1 pseudogene is annotated in these 680 nt (G+C 57.9%); it reads left to right on the forward strand.

Going from position 1 to position 680, the window contains the following annotated elements:
• A pseudogene (locus tag ACR0BK_RS20385) lies at positions 1-667 on the forward strand (IS5 family transposase); the annotation flags it as partial.
• Between the last annotated feature and the right edge of the window lie 13 nt (positions 668-680).

Here is a 680-nt window from a genome sequence, read left to right on the forward strand (position 1 = left end):
GGCGGATTCTGAGCGGGATAATTTTCATCAACCGCAATGGGTTAAGGTGGCGCGACGCTCCTGAAGCCTATGGTCCACACAAGACGCTTTATAGCCGTTGGAAGCGCTGGAGCGAAAAGGGCATATTCGCGCGGATGATGGTGGGGCTAGCTGTCGAGCACGGCGAACAGAAGACAGTCATGATCGACGCGACCTACCTGAAGGCACATCGAACAGCGACCAGCAGGGCCGCTAAAAAGGGGGGCGCGGTCGCCTGATTGGCCGGACCAAAGGTGGTATGAACACCAAGCTTCACGCCATTTGCGACAGCCAGGGACGACCGCTCGACCTCTTCACCACCGCCGGACAGGTCAGTGACTATATCGGCGCACGGGCATTGCTGGGCGGTTTGCCAAAGGTCGAATAGCTGCTCGGAGACCGAGGCTACGACGCCGACTGGTTCAGAGATGCGTTGAAAGACAAAGGGATACGCGCCTGCATCCCTGGACGAAAACAGCGCAAGAAGACCGTGAAATACGACAAGCGCCGATACAAACGGCGCAACCGCATTGAGATCATGTTCGGCAGGCTCAAAGACTGGAGACGCGTGGCAACCCGCTACGACAGGTGTCCCAAGGTCTTCCTCTCGGCCATCGCGCTCGCAGCCGTCGTCATCTACTGGTTATGAATCCTGACCCTAG

The organism is Ruegeria sp. AF1, from assembly GCF_056542125.1.